Genomic DNA, 16,371 nt, shown 5'->3' on the forward strand with positions numbered 1-16,371 from the left:
CAGCTCCAGCGCCGGAGGCGCGATTACGCGTAAGCAGCGTTCAGGGGTTCCATGACCAGCCGTTCGGCGATGTCGAGCGCGTCGACCGCGGTGGCCGCCGTCGCATCCGCGCCTGCCCGGTCGGCCAGGCCGGGATCCTCGATCAGCAACCGGCCGCCAAGCATCACACGCACATTCGAGTTCCTGGATACATTCCGGATCGCCACGATCAACGCCGTCAGCGGGCCGATATGGCAGTCGCAGGTGACGGTCAATCCGACCAGATCGTATTCGGCGGCGGCCACCGCGGCGAGCAGCGATCCGCGGCTCGGCTCGATCAGCAGGTTGCTACTCCATCCAGCGCGGGTGAAGCATTCGTCGATCATCGCCGCGCCGAACGCATGCTGGTCGCCGGGCAACGGCGAGAAGAGCACCCGGCGCGAGGTAACGGAGCCGGGTCCCGGCGGGGTTCGCGCGGCGACTTCGCGGAGCACTTCCTGGAGGCGCCACAGGGCCATGGTGACGTCGAGGAAGTCGATCCGGTCGGCGGTCCAGTCATCGCCCAGGCGGCGTGCGACCGGAGCCAACAGCTCAACGAAGATCCGCTCCGCGCTGTACCCGCGGGCAAGGTAGATATCGACCTCGGCGAGGAGGTCGTGGGCTTCGAGCGAGATGGCGAGCGGGGCAAAGGCGTCGACCTCGGCATCGCTGATCCGTGTCGCGTCGCGCCGGCTCAGCGGTGCAGGTTCGGGACAGGCATTGAGCAGTCGCGCGGCCGGCGGGCGCTTGCCCGAGCGCCTGCGCCTTTCCGGACCCGAATTCCCAATGTCCACACCGATCACCGAGGCCATCGCGGTCTCCTCAAGCGTAGTCGGCGCTCTCGCGTCGGCTTGAACGAGGGGCGACTCATTCGCCGATCATTCCGGCACGAAAGCTATGTCGAAAAAAATCGAAGCACAATCCCAAGTTGTCCAAAATAGTTTACGTCAACAAGAATTGACACTTCTCGCGTTCGAGGCGTAACCTTCGTCACCGAACGAGGATATTTGGCTCATGCAAGAGCGGGACGGAACCAGGGGAGCGCCACTGCCGATCTACACGGCAGAGCAGCGGCGGCGCCGCGACTCGACCCGCTGGACCTTGGTCCAGGGTCTGCTGGCTCCGATCCAGTTCTTCATCTTCCTGGTCAGCCTAGCGCTGGTCCTGCGCTTCCTCGGCACCGGCCAGGGTGAAGCGGCCGCCGACATTTCGGTATTGATCAAGACGCTCGCCCTGCTGACGATCATGGTCACCGGCGCCGCATGGGAGAAGGTGGTGTTCGGCCAGTGGCTGTTCGCCCGTCCCTTCTTCTGGGAAGACGTGTTCAGCATGCTCGTCATCGCGCTGCACCTGACCTACGTCGCGATGCTGGTGCTCGGGATCGGCCTGCCGGCGCAGCGGATGGCCGTCGCTCTGGCCGCTTACGCCACGTACGTCGTCAACGCCGGCCAATTCTTGTGGAAGCTGCGGCTTGCCCGCCGCGAAGTAACTCCCGCGTTCCGGACCGTGGCCGCGTGACGGTCGCCGCGCCCCTGGCGCCAAGCCCGCGCCCGGTCCTCCGGGAACGCGGCCAGCGCGAAGTCTTCTGCGGTCTGACCGGGATCGTCTGGCTGCACCGCAAGATGCCCGACGCCTTTTTCCTCGTCGTCGGCTCGCGCACCTGCGCCCACCTGCTGCAGTCCGCCGCCGGGGTGATGATCTTCGCCGAACCTCGCTTCGCCACTGCGATCATGGAGGAAAAGGACCTCGCCGGCCTCGCCGACATGAACGACGAGCTGGACGCGGTGGTCACCCGGCTGCTCGATCGCCGGCCCGGGATCCGCACGCTGTTCCTGGTCGGCAGCTGCCCCAGCGAAGTGATCAAGCTCGACCTTCCGCGCGCCGCCCAGCGCCTGCAGTCGCAGCGCACCGGCATCCGCATCCTCAGCTATTCGGGAAGCGGCATCGAAACCACGTTCACGGAAGGGGAGGACGCCTGCCTCGCCGCGCTCGCCCGCTCCGCTCCCTGGACCCCAGCCGGGTCGGAAGCGGCGCTGATCCCTGAGCTGCTGGTGGCCGGCGCCCTCCCCGACATCGTCGAGGACCAGTTCGAGCGGCTGTTCGCCGACATGGGCCTGCCGGTCCGCTTCTTCCCCGGCCGCTCGTCGACCGACCTGCCGGCGATCGGCCCCCACACCCGCTTCCTCCTCGCCCAGCCGTTCCTGGGCGAGACCGCCGCGGTGTTCGAGGATCGCGGCGCCGTCCGCATTCCCGCGCCCTTCCCGTTCGGGGCCGAGGGCACCACGGCCTGGCTGCAGGCCGCCGCCGATCTGTTCGGCGTCGATCCGCTGACCTTCCGCCGGGCAATCGCGCCTGGCCGCGAGCGGGCCAAGCGCGCGCTCGAGCGGCACCGCGATCAGCTCGCCGGCAAGCGCATCTTCTTCATGCCCGACTCGCAGCTAGAAGTGCCGCTGGCGCGGTTCCTCGCGACCGAATGCGACGCCGAGCTGGTCGAGGTCGGCACCCCCTATCTCCACGCCCGCCACCTCGCGCCCGAACTGGCGCTGCTCGGCGACGACGTGGTGATCAGCGAAGGGCAGGACGTCGACCGCCAGCTCGACCGGGTCCGCGCGGCGCGGCCCGACCTGACCATCTGCGGCCTCGGCCTCGCCAATCCGCTCGAGGCCGAAGGGCTGTCGACCAAGTGGGCGATCGAACTCGTCTTCACCCCGATCCACGGGTTCGAACAGGCGGGCGATCTCGCCGAACTCTTCTCCCGGCCGCTGCGGCGGCGCGACCTGATCAGGATCTAGGCGATGCGGCTGGCCGTCTGGACCTATGAAGGACCGCCGCATGTCGGGGCGATGCGGGTCGCCACCGCCATGCGCGGCGTCCACTATGTGCTCCACGCGCCGCAGGGCGACACCTACGCCGACCTCTTGTTCACGATGATCGAGCGCCGCGGCGAGCGGCCGCCGGTGACCTATACCACCTTCCAGGCGCGCGACCTCGGCGGCGATACGGCCGAGCTGTTCAAGACCGCCGCGAAGCAGGCCTATGATCGCTTCCAGCCCGAACTGATGATCGTCGGCTCGTCCTGCACCGCCGAACTGATCCAGGACGATCCCGGCGGTCTTGCGGGCACCCTCGGCCTGCCATGCCCGGTCGTCCCGCTCGAGCTTCCTAGCTACAGCCGCAAGGAGCATTGGGGCGCCTCCGAGACCTTCTACCAGATCGTCCGCGCGCTCTGCCCGGCGGGTGTGCCGACCCCGCCGCGCGATCGGATCAGCGCCAACATCCTCGGCCCCGCGGCGCTCGGCTTCCGTCACCGCGACGACGTGCGCGAGGTCACCCGGATCCTCGAATTGCTCGGGATCGAGGTCAACATGGTCGCCCCGCTCGGCGCAGCGCCCTCCGACATCCGCCGCCTGCCCGACGCCCGCTTCAACATCTGCCTCTACCCCGAGATCGGCGACGAGGCCGCGCGCTATCTCGAAAAGCAGGGCCAGCCCTGCATCCGCACCGTTCCGATCGGTGTCGCCGCCACCATCCGCTTCATCGAGGAAGTGGCGGCGCTGGCCGGGGTCGATCCCGCACCGGCCCTGAACCATCCCGATCTGCGCATGCCGTGGTGGAGCCGGTCGGTCGATTCGACCTATCTCACCGGCAAGCGGGTCTTCATCTTCGGCGACGGCACCCACGCCGTCGCCGCCGCCCGCGTCGCCGCGCACGAGCTCGGTTTCACCGTCTGCGGCCTCGGCTGTTTCAACCGCGAATTCGCCCGCGACGTTCGCACGCTGGCTGCCGAGCTGGGCCTCGAAGCACTGATCACCGACGACCACCTCGAGGTCGAGGAAGCGATTGCCGCCGCCCAGCCCGAGCTGGTGCTCGGTACGCAAATGGAGCGCCACACCGCCAAGCGGCTCGGCATTCCCTGCGCCGTCATCTCGGCCCCGGTCCACGTCCAGGACTTCCCCGCCCGCCACTCGCCCCAGATGGGGATCGAAGGCGCGAACGTGCTGTTCGACAGCTGGGTCCATCCGCTGGTCATGGGGCTGGAAGAGCATCTCCTGACGATGTTCCGCGACGATCCGGAATTCCACGACGAGGCCGGCGCCAGCCACCTCGGCGGCCATGGCGCAATCGCTTCGACTCCCGATCCCGAACCCGCTTTGCCATCGGCAGAAGTCGTCAGCGGCTGGACCGCCGAGGCCGAGGCCGAATTGCGCAAGATCCCCTTCTTCGTCCGCGGCAAGGCGCGCCGCAACACCGAGGCGTTCGCCGCCAGCCACGGCCTCGCCACGGTCGAGCTCGCCACCCTCTACGAGGCGAAGGCGCATTATGGCCGCTGACGTCCCGATTAGCGTCCAGGTGGCGATCGTCACCCTCGACAAGCATCTGGCGGGTGCGGTCGCCCGCGCCAACGATCGGCTGGAGGCCGACGGCATCACGATCGATTTCCACGCCGCGTCCGAATGGGACCGCGACCCCGCCGCGCTGACGGCAGCGACGGCATCGGTCGGGCGTGCCGACATCGTCATCGCGACCATGCTGTTCCTCGACGACCATATCCGCGCGATCCGCCCGGCGCTGGAAGCGCGGCGCGAGCAGTGCGACGCCTTTCTTGGCCTGATGAGCGGGTCAGAGGTGGTTCAGATGACCCGCCTCGGCGGCTGGCGGATGGACGCTCCGGCGACCGGTCCGATGGCGCTGCTAAAGCGGCTGCGCGGGGCCAAGAAGCCGGGTGCGAGCTCGGGCGCCGGGCAGATGAAGATGCTGCGGCGCCTGCCCAAATTGCTGCGCTTCGTGCCGGGCACCGCGCAGGACGTGCGGGCCTATTTCCTGACGCTGCAATATTGGCTTGCGGGCAGCGACGACAATGTCGTGGCGATGGTTCGCGCGCTGGTCGACCGTTACGCCGACGGCGAACGGCGCAGCTATCGCGGCGCGACCAAGGCCGAAGCGCCGCGTTCCTATCCCGAGGTCGGCCTCTATCACCCCGACGCTCCCGGCCGGCTGGTCGAGCAGGTCTCCCAGCTTCCGAATTGCGCTGGCGGCGAGGCAGGGACGGTCGGCGTCCTCCTGCTCCGCTCCTACCTCTTGGGCCGCGACACCGGTCATTATGACGGCGTCATTGCGGCGATGGAGGCCAAGGGCCTGACCGTGGTTCCGGCCTTCGCCAGCGGCCTCGATTCCCGCCCCGCGATCGAGCGCTATTTCGTTCGCGAAGGCCGTGCGGTGGTCGATGCGGTGGTCAGCCTGACCGGTTTCAGCCTGGTCGGCGGCCCGGCCTACAATGATGCGGAGGGCGCGGTCGCCACGCTGGCCGGACTCGACGTGCCCTACATCGCCGCGCAGGCGCTCGAATTCCAATCGCTCGATCAGTGGCGGGCCGGCGCCCAGGGGTTGCTGCCGCTGGAAGCGATGATGATGGTCGCCATCCCCGAACTCGACGGGGCGATCTGCAGCAGCGTCTACGGCGGCCGCAGCGGTTCGGTCGACGCGCCGATGCGCAGCATGGCCGGCTGCCCCGAGCGGTCCGCCGCGCTGGCCGCCAAGACCGCCCGGCTGATCGCCCTGCGCCGCACCGAGCGCGCCGCGCGGCGGCTTGCGATCACCCTATTCAACTTCCCGCCCAACGCCGGCGCGACCGGCACCGCCGCCTTCCTTGCGGTGTGGGAATCGCTCCACGCGACCCTCGTTCGCTTGAGGCGCGAAGGCTATTCGGTCGACGTGCCCGACAGCGTCGACGCGCTGCGCTTCGCGGTGCTCGAAGGCAATTCGCGGCAGTACGGAAGCGATGCCAATGTCGCCGCGCGAGTTACCGCCGATTACCATGTCCGGCGCGAACCTCACCTGGCCGAGATCGAGCGCCAGTGGGGCCCGGCCCCCGGTCGCCAGCAGTCCGACGGCGGCGCGATCCAGGTGCTCGGCCGCCGCTTCGGCAATGTCTTCGTCGGCATCCAGCCCGCCTTCGGCACCGAAGGCGATCCGATGCGCCTGCTGTTCGAAAAGAGCTTCGCACCGACCCATGCCTTCAGCGCCTACTATCGCTGGCTGCGAGAGGATTTCGGTGCTCATGCCGTGCTCCACTTCGGCACCCACGGCGCGCTCGAATTCATGCCCGGCAAGCAGGCCGGGCTATCGGGCGACTGCTGGCCCGAACGGCTGATCGGTGACCTGCCGAACTTCTACCTCTACGCCGCCAACAACCCGTCTGAGGGCCTGCTCGCCAAGCGCCGCAGCGGTGCGACCCTGGTCAGCTACCTGACCCCGCCTCTCGCCAACGCCGGGCTCTACAAGGGCCTCGCCCAGTGCAAGGCGCTGATCGAGCGCTGGCGGGTGACCGCTCCGGACGCCCCGGAGCGCGCCGACCTCGAGCAGGCGATCGCCGCCAAGGCCGAAGAACTGGACCTTACCGCCGCCGACTCCGCCGCGATTGCCGCCCGCCTCTACGAGGTCGAGACCAGCCTCATTCCCGATGGCCTCCACATCCTCGGCACCGTTCCGCAGGGCGAGGTGCGCGAGCGTTTCCTCGACGCAGTCCCCGAGGACAGCCGCGCCGCGACCGCCGCCGGCCTCGACCGGACCGACGAGCTTGCCTCGCTGATTCATGCCCTCGACGGCGGCTATGTCCGCCCGGCGCCCGGTGGCGACATCATCCGCAATCCCGCCGTTCTTCCGACCGGCCGCAACGTCTGCGGCCTCGACCCCTTCCGCCTGCCGAGTGCCTTTGCCGTCGCGCAAGGCGCCGCCGCGGCCGAACAGTTGCTGGAGCGCCATCGCGCGACCAACGACGGCAAGCTTCCGCGCAGCCTGGCGATGGTCCTGTGGGGCACCGACAACCTCAAGAGCGAAGGCGCCCAGGTCGCACAGGCGCTGGCCCTGATCGGCGCCCGCCCGCGGCTCGATGGCTATGGCCGGTTGTCGGGCGCGGAGCTTATCCCGCTGGCCGAACTCGGCCGCCCGCGGATCGACGTGGTCGTCACCCTGTCGGGCATCTTCCGCGACCTGCTCCCGCTGCAGACGCGCATGCTGGCCGAAGCCTCCTACCTCGCCGCCAACGCCGCTGAGCCCGAGGAAATGAATTTCGTCCGTGCCAACAGCCTCGCGCACATGGCCACCCACGCCTGCGACCTTGAAACCGCCGCGCTGCGGGTCTTCTCCAATGCCGAGGGAGCGTACGGCGCCAACGTCAACCAGCTGGTCGACGGCGGGGCGTGGGCCGATCCGGACGAGCTTGCCGAAGTGTTCGAGCGCCGCAAGGGCTTCGCCTACGGCCGCAAGGGCGCTCCGGTGCAGCAGCGCGCGCTGCTCAAGAGCGCGCTGGGCGAGGTTGAGCTTACCTACCAGAACCTCGAGTCGGTCGAACTCGGGGTCACCGACATAGACCAGTATATGGACGGGCTGGGCGGGATCAGCCGTTCCGTGACCCGCGCCCGCGGCGGCAAGGCGCCGCTGATCTACATCGTCGACGAGACCAGCCGCGGCGCCGCCCGGGTCCGCACCCTGTCCGAACAGGTCGAACTGGAAAGCCGCACTCGCACCCTCAACCCCACTTGGTACGAAGGCATGCTTCGCCACGGCCACGAGGGCGTCCGCAACATCGAAAGCCATGTCGCGACGACGCTCGGCTGGTCGGCGACCACCGGCGCCGTGGCGCCGTGGATCTACCAGCAGATCAGCGAGACCTTCGTGCTCGACCCCGCGATGCGCGAGCGCCTCGCCGCCCTCAATCCCAAGGCGAGCGCCCGCATGGCCGACCGCCTGCTCGAAGCCCACGACCGCAACTACTGGCAACCCGATGCCGAAACCCTTGCTGCGCTTCATGCTGCCAGCGACGAGATAGAGGACAGGCTGGAAGGCCTGATGGCCGCAGAATGACCCTAGATCATCCCTTTTCCATGAGCGGCACCCCCACCCTGGCGGAGGGCGACGGCGAGGGGTCGGTGCAGGTCCAGCTCGACCCGACCCAGAAGATCAAGGGCGCCAAGGTGATCGCGGTCTACGGCAAGGGCGGGATCGGCAAGTCGACCACCTCGTCCAACTTGTCGGCCGCCTTCTCGCTGCTCGGCCACCGGGTGCTGCAGATCGGCTGCGACCCCAAGCACGACAGCACCTTCACCCTTACCAAGAAATTGATGCCGACCGTCATCGACGTGCTCGAAAGCGTCAACTTCCACCATGAGGAGCTGCGGCCCGAGGACTATATGTTCGAAGGCTTCAACGGGGTGATGTGCGTCGAGGCCGGCGGTCCGCCGGCCGGGACCGGGTGCGGCGGCTACGTCGTCGGGCAGACGGTCAAACTCCTGAAGCAGCACCACCTGCTGGAAGAGACCGACGTGGTCATCTTCGACGTCCTCGGCGACGTGGTGTGCGGCGGTTTCGCGGCGCCGCTGCAGCATGCCGAGCGCGCGGTGGTGGTTGCCGCCAACGACTTCGACAGCATCTTCGCGATGAACCGGATCATCGCCGCCATCAACGCCAAGGCCAAGAATTACGACGTCCGGCTGGCGGGCGTGATCGCCAACCGCTCGGCCGAGACCGGCGAGATCGATCGCTTCGCCAAGGCCACCGGCCTGGCGCGCCTCGCCCACTTCCGCGACGTCGATGCAATCCGCCGCTCGCGGCTCAAGAAGTGCACCCTGTTCGAAATGGAGGACGGCTCCGAGGTCCAGGCTGCGCGTGACGAATATATGCGCCTGGCCAAGGCGCTGTGGGACGGGATCGAGCCGTCGACCGCGCGGTCGATGAAGGATCGCGACATCTTCGATTTCCTGGGCTTCGAATGATGGCCAGCAGCGCCGCCCCGCTTACCACCGCGCCGGCCTATGCCGAGCGGCGCGAGGCGCTGCGCACCTATTTCGACCGTACCGCCCGCCGGGCCTGGATCGACCTCACGTCCGACGCGAAGGTCAGCCGCATCCGCCGCACCGTGCGTGCCGGGCGTGATGAGATGCGGGCGACCCTGCTGTCCTGGCTTCCGCCGGTGCTCGACGGTCGCCGGCTGCTCGACGCCGGTTGCGGCACCGGTGCCCTCGCCGAGGTTGCCGCCAGGCGCGGCGCGGACGTGGTCGCGGTCGATGTTGCCGGCGGCCTGATCGAGGTCGCCCGTGTCCGGGTCTCGGCGGCCCGCGCATCGTTCCATGCCGGCGACATGCTCGACCCCGCCTTTGGCGAGTTCGACCATGTGGTGGCGATGGATTCGCTCATCCATTATCGTCCCGACGATCTGTCCGCCGCGCTCGAATGCCTTGCGGCACGGACCCGCTATTCGCTGCTGTTCACCGTCGCGCCGGGAAGCCGGCTGCTGGGCGCGATGCTCAGCCTCGGCCGCTTCTTCCCGCGCAAGGATCGTTCTCCCGCCATCGTCCCGATCGCCGAGACCGAGCTGCGCCGCCGCCTCGCCTTGCTGCAGGGCTGGCAGATCGGACGCACCGCACGGATCAGCCGCGGCTTCTACAAGAGTTACGCGATCGAACTGGTCCGCCGGCCGTGAGCGGACGCGCCCTCAGCCCCGATATGTGGACCCGGGTGGCGACCGCCTGGCTGCCATTCGCGGACGGGGCAAGCGCCGAACTTCCGCTTGGCCGGCTGCTTCGCCTGTCCTTGTTCCAGGTCAGCGCCGGGATGACCGCGGCGCTGCTCAGTGGCACGCTAAACCGCGTGCTGATCGTCGAGCTCGGGGTCAGCTCGGGCCTGGTCGCGGCGTTGATCGCCATCCCGCTGCTGCTGGCGCCGTTCCGCGCGTTCATCGGGCATCGTTCCGACCATCATCGCTCGGTGCTCGGCTGGCGGCGGGTCCCCTACCTCTGGTTCGGGACGCTGCTGCAGTTCGGCGGGCTGGCGCTGATGCCCTTCGCGCTGCTGATCCTGTCGACTGAGCAGGGCAGGGCACTGGGCCTCGCCGCCTCGGGCTTTGCCTTCCTGCTCACCGGCGCTGGTCTCCATGTCGCGCAGACCGCCGGGTTGGCGCTGGTCGCCGACCTCGCGCCCGAAGACCGCCGGCCGCGCGCGGTCGCCCTTCTCTATGTCATGCTGCTGCTTGGAACGATGGTCAGCGCGCTGGTGATCGGCGCTGCGCTCGCCGACTTCTCCGCCACGAGGCTGGTGCAGGTGATCCAGGGCGCCGCGCTCGCCGCCCTGCTTCTCAACATCGCCGCTTCGTGGAAACAGGAAAGCCGCCGCTCGCGTGCCGAGATCGCGCACCAATCCCCCGCGCCCGCGTTCGGGGAGATGTGGGCACGGCTGATGGGTGAGGACAACAGCCGCCGCCTGCTGCTGTCGGTCGGGCTCGGCACCGCCGCCTTCACCATGCAGGATGTTCTGCTCGAGCCTTATGGCGGCGAGATCCTCGGCCTCGCCGTCGGCGTCACCACCTCGCTGACGGCGCTTTGGGCGCTCGGCGCGCTTTGCGGCTTCGCGCTGGCGGGCGCCCGGCTCGCACGGGGCAGCGAACCGCATCGCCTGGCGGGCTTCGGCTGCGTCGCCGGCCTCGCCGCCTTCACCCTCGTCATCTTCGCCGCGCCCGCGTCTAATCCCTTCCTGCTGATGGCGGGCGCGGCGTTGATCGGGTTCGGCGGCGGACTGTTCATGGTCGGGACTTTGGTCGCCGCCATGACCCTTGCGCAGCGCTCGCCATCGGGCCTCGCGCTCGGCGCGTGGGGTGCGGTGCAGGCGTCCGCCGCCGGGGCTGCCATTCTTCTGGGCGGGATCGCGCGCGATGCGATCGCCGCAACCGCCACCGCCGGTCAGCTCGGCGAGACCCTGGCGGTCCGGGCGACCGGCTACGGCGCCGTCTACACCGCCGAAATCGTGCTCCTGCTGCTGACAATCGCGGTCCTCGGACCGCTCGTGCGTGCCCAGACCACCCCGACCGATACCACCCCGCGCTTCGGCCTGGCTCATTTCCCGAGCTGAAGAGAGAAGGACAAGGACGCCATGCACCCCGAAATCATCGTCGGCCGGCTCGATGTCGCAGAACTCGTCTTCTACGCCTTCGTGGGCTTCTTCGTCGCGCTCGTTTTCTACCTGCGCCGCGAAGACCGGCGCGAGGGCTATCCGCTGGAAGATGCGGTGACCGGACGGGTCGACAGCGCATGGGGGCCGCTTACCGCCTCGACCTACAAGCGCTTCAAGCTGCCGTTCGATCGCGGCTATGCGACCACCCCGTCGCAGGGTCGCGAGCCGGTCGAGCTGGTCGGCGCCAAGCCCTTCGCGCGCTTCCCCGGCGCGCCCTATGTTCCGACCGGCGATCCGCTGGTCGACGGCGTCGGCCCCGCCGCCTGGGTCAAGCGCGCCGACTATCCCGACCAGGACATGGAAGGGCGGCTGCGGATCGTTCCCCTCAGCAGCGACGATCACTGGTCGATCGCGCGTGAGGATCCGAACCTGGTCGGGATGACCGTCACCGGCGCCGACTACAAGGTCGCGGGTACCATCACCGATGTGTGGATCGACCGATCCGACCATCTCGTACGCTATGTTGACGTTGCGCTGGAAGGCGGCGGACGGACGGTCCAGGTCCCGTTCCTGATGGGCACGGTGAAGCGCTCGCGCCGCCAATTTCACGTCGACGCGATCAGCGCCGAGCAGTTCGGCCGTGCGCCGGTGCTCGCCACCGCCGGCCAGATCACCCGCCGCGAAGAGGACCAGCTGGTCGGCTATTTCGGCGGCGGCTACCTCTATGGGCTGCCCGGCCGCACGGAGCCTTTGCTGTGAGTGGTCTTCTCGCCGATCAGCTCAACGGCCTCCCGGCCCCGCTTCCGCCGGGTGAGGCGATCGTCTGGCAGGGGCGTCCCGACGCCGGCCGCCTGCTGCAGGAAGCCTTCCACGCCCGTGCGGTCGCTTTCTATTTCGTGGTGCTGAGCGCGGCCGGGCTGTTGATGGGCAGCGTCACCGGCGCCTTGCTGACCGTCGGCGCCGGCGCGATCTGCCTTGGCGTGCTGGCGATGCTCGCCCGCGCTTCGGCCCGCACCAGCGTCTACACCCTGACCGACCGCCGACTGGTGCTGCGGGTCGGGATGGCTCTGCCGATGCACTTTAATCTGCCGCTCAAGCAGGTCGAGGCCGCCGACCTCCGGCTGGCCGCGGATGGGAGCGGGGACATTGCGCTCCGCCTCGCCGGCAACGGCCGGATCGCCTGGGCCTTGCTGTGGCCGCATGTCCGCCCGTGGCGCACCCGCAATCCCGAGCCGATGCTGCGCGCGGTTCCGGACGCCGAAACCGTCGCGCGCCTGCTCCATCAATGCTGCGCCGCGCTGGTCGAGGTTGAGGCCGACGCTCCGGCACCCGTTCAAGCCCGGCCCGTGCGTCGCCCTGCACGTATCGCTGCCCAGCCTGCAGGGGTCGCGGCATGATCGACGATCACAGCCACGAGAACATGGTTCCTCCGGCCGCACTCAAGGCCGCCGTCGCGCTGGTCGGCTTTTCCCTGCTGCTAGTGGCCGGGGTCCGGGTCGGCGCGGTGTCGCCGACCGCTAATCCCTCGCAGATCCGGGCCGAAGCGGGGCTCCGTCCCACCGCCGAGCGCCAACTGCGCTTTGCCGACACCGCCGACGGCCATGTGCTCGTTTCCGATGCGACGACCGGCAAGGAAGTCGCCACGATCGGTGCGGAGGGAAGCGGCTTCATCCGCGGCGTCATGCGCGGCTTGGCGCGTGAGCGGCGCCAGCACGGGGAAGGGGCGACAGCCCCATTCCGGCTGTCGGCCTGGCCGAATGGCGGGCTGACGCTGAGCGACGATACCACCGGCCGGGTGATCGAGCTCGGCTCGTTCGGACCCTCCAACCGCGCCGCCTTTGCGCATTTCCTCGTCACCGGGAGCAAAGCCTCGTGAGCCTGTTCTGCGCCGCCCGCTTCGACACGCCGTGCCGCATCGCGGTCCAGCACGATCCCGACGCGCTGCACGCGCATCTCGAACTGCCTGACGGGCTCGAGATGGGCCCGGGCGACCGCATCACCGTGCACGGCGCGCCGGTTGTCGTCCCCTTCGGCCAGAGCCTGACCATCGACCGCACCGCCACGGTCGAGGTGGCGGGGCCGCTGCGCCGGGCCTGGACCCGGCTGACCGCGCATTTCGAGATGTCCGAACTCTACGAAGTCAGCTTTTCGCCCGGGAGGCTCGCATGAACGCGCATGCCCATATCAAGACGTCGAACGAGTCGCTCGCCAAGGCGTGCGAGGACACGGTGCTTTCCCCGCGTTTCTACACCACCGATTTCGCCGCGCTGGACCGCATCGACGTGTCGTCGGTGCGCGCCGAATGGGACGCGCTGATGGCCGACTTCGACCGCGACGAAAACAAGCGTCACTTCAAGCGGACCGAGGATTTCGAAGGCGTGCTGGAGGGCTTGCCCGCGCCGCTGCGCCGTGAGTTCATCGACTTCCTGGTCAGCTCACTGACCAGCGAATTCTCGGGCTGCGTACTCTACGCCGAGATTGCCAAGCGGGTCACCAACCCGGACATGAAGAAGCTGTTCAAGACACTGGCCCGCGACGAGAGCCGGCACGCCGGCTTCATCAACGAAACGCTCAAGGATGCCGGCCTCGGGATCGACCTCGGCTTCCTGACAAAGACCAAGAAATACACTCACTTCCGGCCCAAGTTCATCTTCTATGCCGTCTATCTGTCGGAGAAGATCGGCTACGCCCGCTATATCGCCATCTATCGCCAGCTTGAGCGCCATCCCGAGCTTCGCTTCCACCCGATCTTCAGCTGGTTCGAACGCTGGTGCCAGGACGAATTCCGCCATGGCGAGGCCTTCGCCATGCTGATGCGCGCTGACCCGAAGCTGCTGACCGGCGTCAACAAGCTGTGGATCCGCTTCTTCCTGCTGTCGGTCTACGCCACCATGTACGTCCGCGATCACGGCCGGCCCGAATTCCACAAGGCGATCGGCGTCAACCCGACCGACTATGATTACCAGGTATTCCACATCTGCAATCAGATCAGCCGCCAGGTATTCCCGGTAGAGCTTCCGATCGACGACCCGCGCTTCCGTGCCGCGATGGAGCAATTGCGCGTCAGCCACGACAAGCTGTCGGCCCGCCGCGGCCTGGCCCGGATCCCGCACCTGATCGGCGCTGGCATCGCCTTTGCGCGGATGTATTTCCTTCGTCCCGCCAGCCATGCCTTGCCCGCCACGGTCCGGTTGCAGCCGGCCTGGTGACCCTCGACAACCACCTTCTGCCCGCAGCAGCGGTCCTCCTCGCCTGGTTCTCGAGCACGGGACTGGTCGTGTGGATGGTCCACCGCCCCCGCGCCACCTATCGCGGGGCGATGCTGTGGACCTCGCTGACGGCGATTGTCGGCGTGGCCGTGGTCGCCGCAACCCGGCATGACGGTAGCGCCTTTGGCACCTACGCCGCAGCGCTCGCCGCGCTCGCGATCTGGGGTTGGCAGGAGTTCGCCTTCCTGACTGGAGCGGCGGCCGGACCGCGTCGCATCGCCGCGGACCGTGACGTCACCGGGGCGCCCCGTTTTCTTCAGGCTACTGCTGCGCTGCTGTGGCATGAACTTGCCCTCGCCGCGCTGCTGGCGCTGCTCGTCACGCTATGCTGGGGAATGGCGAATACAACAGGAGCGGCGGTGTTCGGGCTGCTGTTCGTTCTTCGCCTCGCCGCCAAGCTCGCCATCTTCAGCGGGGTGCCCAATTTGACGGACGAATTGCTCCCGGCCCAGCTTCACCACCTCCGGAGTTATTACGGACCGCGGCGGATGAGCCTGACGCTGATCGTCATGCTGGCGGCCAGCCTGGCGCTGTCCGTGTGGCTTGCCGGCCGGGCGCTCGCCAGCGACGCTGCTGCCGCGCCCAGCCTAGTGTTCGCTCTTGCGGCCCTCGGCACGCTCGAGCTGCTCTTTCTCGCTCTTCCGGTTCGCGACGGCGCCTTGTGGCGCTGGGCTCGGCCGGCACCACCGACTGTACGCGCCGCGGAACCGGCCTAGGGGGGATAAGCCATGGACTATGAAGCTTTTTTCACCGAGGCGCTGGACGAGCTGAAAGGCGAGGGGCGTTATCGCATCTTCGCCGAGCTGGAGCGCCGCGCGGGCTCCTACCCCAGGGCCCGTCGCCATGGCGTGGACGGCCCTGACGAGGTCACTGTCTGGTGCTCGAACGATTATCTCGGCATGGGCCAGCATCCCAAGGTGCTGGACGCGATCCACGACACGCTGGACCGCTGCGGGGCGGGGGCCGGGGGCACGCGCAACATCGCCGGCACCACGCACCAGCATGTCTGCCTGGAGCGCGAGCTCGCCGACCTTCACGGGAAGGAATCGGCACTGCTGTTCACCTCGGGCTACGTGTCCAACTGGGCAGCGCTCGGGACGCTTGGCGCCAGGATCCCCAACCTCGTCATCCTCTCGGACGCCGGCAACCACGCCTCGATGATCGAGGGGATCCGTCACAGCCGGGCCGAGCGGCAGGTGTTCGCGCACAACGACTGGCGCGACCTCGACCGGCGGCTGGCGGCGCTGCCCAAGGACCAGCCCAAGCTGGTCGCGTTCGAGAGCGTCTATTCGATGGACGGCGACATCGCGCCGATCGCCGAGATCCTCGACGTGTGCGAGGCGCACGGCGCGATGAGCTATATCGACGAGGTCCACGCGGTCGGCCTGTACGGGCAGCGCGGCGGGGGCATCGCCGAGCGCGAAGGGCTGATGGACCGGATCACGGTGATCGAGGGAACGCTCGGCAAGGCGTTCGGCGTGCTGGGCGGCTATATCGCAGCGTCGGCGGCCCTGTGCGACTTCGTGCGCAGCTTCTCGAGCGGTTTCATCTTCACCACCGCGCTTCCGCCGGCGCTGGCGGCCGGGGCGGCGGCGAGCATCCGCCACCTCAAGGAAAGCGCCGTTGAGCGGCAGGGCCAGCAGGACCGGGTAGCGACGGTCCGCGCGCGGCTGAAGGCGGTCGGCATTCCGGTGATGGACAATGACAGCCACATCATCCCGGTGATGGTCGGCAACCCGATGCACTGCAAGCAGATCAGCGACTGGCTGCTGGAGGAGTATGGGATCTACGTCCAGCCGATCAACTATCCCACCGTTCCGCGCGGGACCGAGCGGCTGCGCATCACGCCTTCGCCGGTGCATACCGCCGAGGACGTCGACCGGCTGGTCGAGGCGCTGAGCGAGATCTGGTCGCGCTGCGCGCTGAGCCGGGTGGCGGTCGCCGCCTGACCGCCAAGGTCACAATGGTCGCGAAGTTCACAAAGGGCGGGGGTGCCGGGCGGCAGCCTCGCCCTTTGCTTTTGAATCCCCGTTGTCGCAGTCCGTCGGTCCGACGAACCGAACCTATATGGCACGCAGATGCCGTGTAGGACAGCCCGGCCGAGCCTTACCGGCTTTAGGTGAGGAGGGACCCCGGCGGACGG

At 68.5% G+C, this 16,371-nt stretch carries 15 protein-coding genes; 14 read left to right on the forward strand and 1 reads right to left on the reverse strand.

The window, feature by feature from the left end:
- Window positions 1-23: 23 nt before the first annotated feature.
- Entirely contained in the window at window positions 24-830 is an 807-nt protein-coding gene (locus M1K48_RS13655) for a cobalamin B12-binding domain-containing protein (protein ID WP_249503738.1), read from the reverse strand.
- 202 nt (window positions 831-1,032) lie between these two features.
- Between M1K48_RS13655 and bchF the strand changes: the two genes are divergently transcribed.
- From bchF to hemA, 14 genes are read left to right on the forward strand one after another with little or no spacing between them, the layout of a single operon-like run.
- Complete coding sequence (gene bchF / locus M1K48_RS13660; protein WP_249503739.1) at window positions 1,033-1,536, forward strand: 2-vinyl bacteriochlorophyllide hydratase; 504 nt, start codon at window positions 1,033-1,035, stop codon at window positions 1,534-1,536.
- Window positions 1,533-2,810: a ferredoxin:protochlorophyllide reductase (ATP-dependent) subunit N gene (locus tag M1K48_RS13665; protein ID WP_249503740.1), complete on the forward strand. Its 1,278-nt coding sequence runs from the start codon at window positions 1,533-1,535 to the stop codon at window positions 2,808-2,810. Before bchF ends, M1K48_RS13665 begins: the two co-directional genes overlap by 4 nt.
- Before the next feature lie 3 nt (window positions 2,811-2,813).
- A complete protein-coding gene (gene bchB / locus M1K48_RS13670) occupies window positions 2,814-4,349 on the forward strand; it encodes a ferredoxin:protochlorophyllide reductase (ATP-dependent) subunit B (RefSeq protein WP_249503741.1) in 1,536 nt (511 codons plus the stop codon).
- The gene (locus tag M1K48_RS13675) at window positions 4,339-7,881 is read left to right on the forward strand and encodes a magnesium chelatase subunit H (protein WP_249503742.1); all 3,543 of its coding nucleotides are present in this window, start codon (window positions 4,339-4,341) and stop codon (window positions 7,879-7,881) included. The genes bchB and M1K48_RS13675 overlap by 11 nt, the downstream gene beginning before the upstream one ends.
- 20 nt (window positions 7,882-7,901) lie before the next feature.
- Entirely contained in the window at window positions 7,902-8,789 is an 888-nt protein-coding gene (gene bchL / locus M1K48_RS13680) for a ferredoxin:protochlorophyllide reductase (ATP-dependent) iron-sulfur ATP-binding protein (protein WP_249503743.1), read from the forward strand.
- On the forward strand, window positions 8,786-9,496 hold the full coding sequence (gene bchM, locus M1K48_RS13685) for a magnesium protoporphyrin IX methyltransferase (RefSeq protein WP_406696846.1): 711 nt from the start codon (window positions 8,786-8,788) through the stop codon (window positions 9,494-9,496). Before bchL ends, bchM begins: the two co-directional genes overlap by 4 nt.
- The gene (locus tag M1K48_RS13690) at window positions 9,493-10,917 is read left to right on the forward strand and encodes a BCD family MFS transporter (protein ID WP_319941180.1); all 1,425 of its coding nucleotides are present in this window, start codon (window positions 9,493-9,495) and stop codon (window positions 10,915-10,917) included. The genes bchM and M1K48_RS13690 overlap by 4 nt, the downstream gene beginning before the upstream one ends.
- A 21-nt stretch (window positions 10,918-10,938) precedes the next feature.
- The gene (puhA, locus tag M1K48_RS13695) at window positions 10,939-11,718 is read left to right on the forward strand and encodes a photosynthetic reaction center subunit H (protein WP_249503744.1); all 780 of its coding nucleotides are present in this window, start codon (window positions 10,939-10,941) and stop codon (window positions 11,716-11,718) included.
- Window positions 11,715-12,356: a photosynthetic complex putative assembly protein PuhB gene (puhB, locus tag M1K48_RS13700; RefSeq protein ID WP_249503745.1), complete on the forward strand. Its 642-nt coding sequence runs from the start codon at window positions 11,715-11,717 to the stop codon at window positions 12,354-12,356. Before puhA ends, puhB begins: the two co-directional genes overlap by 4 nt.
- Window positions 12,353-12,835 carry a photosynthetic complex assembly protein PuhC gene (gene puhC / locus M1K48_RS13705; RefSeq protein ID WP_249503746.1) on the forward strand — a complete coding sequence of 161 codons (483 nt, stop codon included), beginning with the start codon at window positions 12,353-12,355 and terminating at the stop codon, window positions 12,833-12,835. Before puhB ends, puhC begins: the two co-directional genes overlap by 4 nt.
- Window positions 12,832-13,128 carry a hypothetical protein gene (locus M1K48_RS13710; RefSeq protein WP_249503747.1) on the forward strand — a complete coding sequence of 99 codons (297 nt, stop codon included), beginning with the start codon at window positions 12,832-12,834 and terminating at the stop codon, window positions 13,126-13,128. Before puhC ends, M1K48_RS13710 begins: the two co-directional genes overlap by 4 nt.
- Entirely contained in the window at window positions 13,125-14,168 is a 1,044-nt protein-coding gene (gene acsF / locus M1K48_RS13715; protein ID WP_249503748.1) for a magnesium-protoporphyrin IX monomethyl ester (oxidative) cyclase, read from the forward strand. Before M1K48_RS13710 ends, acsF begins: the two co-directional genes overlap by 4 nt.
- Window positions 14,165-14,944, forward strand: coding sequence for a putative photosynthetic complex assembly protein PuhE (puhE, locus tag M1K48_RS13720; RefSeq protein WP_249503749.1), 780 nt, complete (start codon window positions 14,165-14,167; stop codon window positions 14,942-14,944). Before acsF ends, puhE begins: the two co-directional genes overlap by 4 nt.
- A gap of 12 nt (window positions 14,945-14,956) precedes the next feature.
- Entirely contained in the window at window positions 14,957-16,177 is a 1,221-nt protein-coding gene (hemA, locus tag M1K48_RS13725) for a 5-aminolevulinate synthase (protein ID WP_249503750.1), read from the forward strand.
- The last annotated feature ends 194 nt before the right edge of the window (window positions 16,178-16,371 follow it).

Source organism: Sphingomonas glaciei (assembly GCF_023380025.1).
Classification (GTDB): Bacteria; Pseudomonadota; Alphaproteobacteria; order Sphingomonadales; family Sphingomonadaceae; genus Sphingomicrobium; species Sphingomicrobium glaciei.

Excerpts from the sequence above, each read along its gene's own strand:
- M1K48_RS13655 (WP_249503738.1), bottom strand. The coding sequence starts at position 830 with ATGGCCTCGGTGATCGGTGTGGACATTGGGAATTCGGGTCCGGAAAGG.
- M1K48_RS13675 (WP_249503742.1), top strand. The coding sequence starts at position 4,339 with ATGGCCGCTGACGTCCCGATTAGCGTCCAGGTGGCGATCGTCACCCTC.
- hemA (WP_249503750.1), top strand. The coding sequence starts at position 14,957 with ATGGACTATGAAGCTTTTTTCACCGAGGCGCTGGACGAGCTGAAAGGC.
- puhA (WP_249503744.1), top strand. The coding sequence starts at position 10,939 with ATGCACCCCGAAATCATCGTCGGCCGGCTCGATGTCGCAGAACTCGTC.
- bchB (WP_249503741.1), top strand. The coding sequence starts at position 2,814 with ATGCGGCTGGCCGTCTGGACCTATGAAGGACCGCCGCATGTCGGGGCG.
- acsF (WP_249503748.1), top strand. The coding sequence starts at position 13,125 with ATGAACGCGCATGCCCATATCAAGACGTCGAACGAGTCGCTCGCCAAG.
- bchL (WP_249503743.1), top strand. The coding sequence starts at position 7,902 with ATGAGCGGCACCCCCACCCTGGCGGAGGGCGACGGCGAGGGGTCGGTG.
- puhC (WP_249503746.1), top strand. The coding sequence starts at position 12,353 with ATGATCGACGATCACAGCCACGAGAACATGGTTCCTCCGGCCGCACTC.
- bchM (WP_406696846.1), top strand. The coding sequence starts at position 8,786 with ATGATGGCCAGCAGCGCCGCCCCGCTTACCACCGCGCCGGCCTATGCC.
- bchF (WP_249503739.1), top strand. The coding sequence starts at position 1,033 with ATGCAAGAGCGGGACGGAACCAGGGGAGCGCCACTGCCGATCTACACG.